This window comes from Bartonella sp. CB10SXKL (genome assembly GCF_042195515.1).
GTDB lineage: Bacteria > Pseudomonadota > Alphaproteobacteria > Rhizobiales > Rhizobiaceae > Bartonella.
Genome location: NZ_JBHION010000079.1, coordinates 1 through 1,324, shown reverse-complemented (window position 1 = coordinate 1,324; position 1,324 = coordinate 1). Strand labels below are relative to the sequence as shown.

Sequence of the window (1,324 nt, the reverse complement as noted above, 5' to 3'; positions counted from 1 at the left end):
CTAACCTATTGAAATATAATGTTTTTAATTTTCTCTCATTTAAAAAAAATAATATAGTAGCTAGAATGAACTGACAAGACTGACAAAACTCTTCTGATAAGGTCACTCAGATCATTTGCTTTTGGAAAAAAGTTCCTTGATGAGAATGCCATAAAAAGAGTTTTGCGTGGTTGTCTTAAAGACTTCAAAAGAGATTTTTTTATTGTTTTATGCTGTTGTTTTTAACCAAAGGATGCCATTCATACCGTCTATCAGGACGCCGACCTAATTCATTCCCCTCTATAGGAAATTCACGAATATAGTTACAACGACATAAAAGCTCTAAAGCTTGCTTAACGGCTCCATTGTCTTTTAAAGATCTCCAACACCGTCTATAGATATCTCTTGCCGTAAAAACATTGGGTAAAAGATCACAGCGCTCTACAATTAATTTTGCACGCTCTGCTGTTAATGTATCATTCGCCGCATAAAGACGTTTTGCATGACTTATCAGATATTCTTCCCAATATAAGGCTCTCTCAAGGGCATCTCTATTGATTTCAAAACGCCCCCCTTCACTCAATTCAAAAATCAATGCAAGGGTTGGTATGGTTTTATTCATTTTCAAAAGATGCGCTTGTAAACTTGATGAGAAATGACCTCCTTTGATTGTTCTTTGAAAATTTTCCCACCATACACGAAACATTTCTTGAGCTTCAGCAGAAAAGCGTATGGTAATAGGGTGTTTTGGTGATCCTAATGGTTTATCATAAAGAGAACGAAAAATTCCTTGATAACTTTCCCATGCCTTTTGATTGGGAGGTCTATCAACCCATAACCGCTCTTTTCGTTCATCGGGCCACACCAGCATTTGAAATCGTTGCAATAAGCCGTCATTATTTGTTCCATGGTGCATTGCTTGAATAATGGGAATAATCCGTGAAGGTTGAATGCCCCCAATAATGGAAATGGTTGCATTGGGAATAAAAATGGTTCCACGTCCTATACGGTCATAGGTGTATGATTTTTTGCCATTAAAAGCTGTTAGATAAAAAGAACGGTCTGATTGATATTCCTTCCGTTCCAAATCGGATAAAAAACCAGATAATTCATCACGAACCAACAATAAACCACGGGGGTTTTCTTTTAACAATTCCCCAAGCTTTTCGACGGTCACATCGTTGACAATAAGACGTCGTTTATTAAGCGTGTCATCTTCCTCACTTTCTTTATGTTCAAGAGATTGAGAAAGAAGAGCAAGGGCTTGTTCCTCGTCTTGATCTTTGAGTGCTTTGTAGGCTTGTTTTTTCTTTTCTCTTTTGTCTAATTCAATAAGAATATCTTT

At 36.8% G+C, this 1,324-nt stretch carries 1 protein-coding gene; it reads right to left on the bottom strand.

Going from position 1 to position 1,324, the window contains the following annotated elements:
* Positions 1-199: 199 nt before the first annotated feature.
* On the bottom strand, positions 200-1,324 hold a 1,125-nt coding region (locus ACFIK3_RS09505; RefSeq protein ID WP_375676620.1), incomplete at its 5' end, for a DUF3987 domain-containing protein.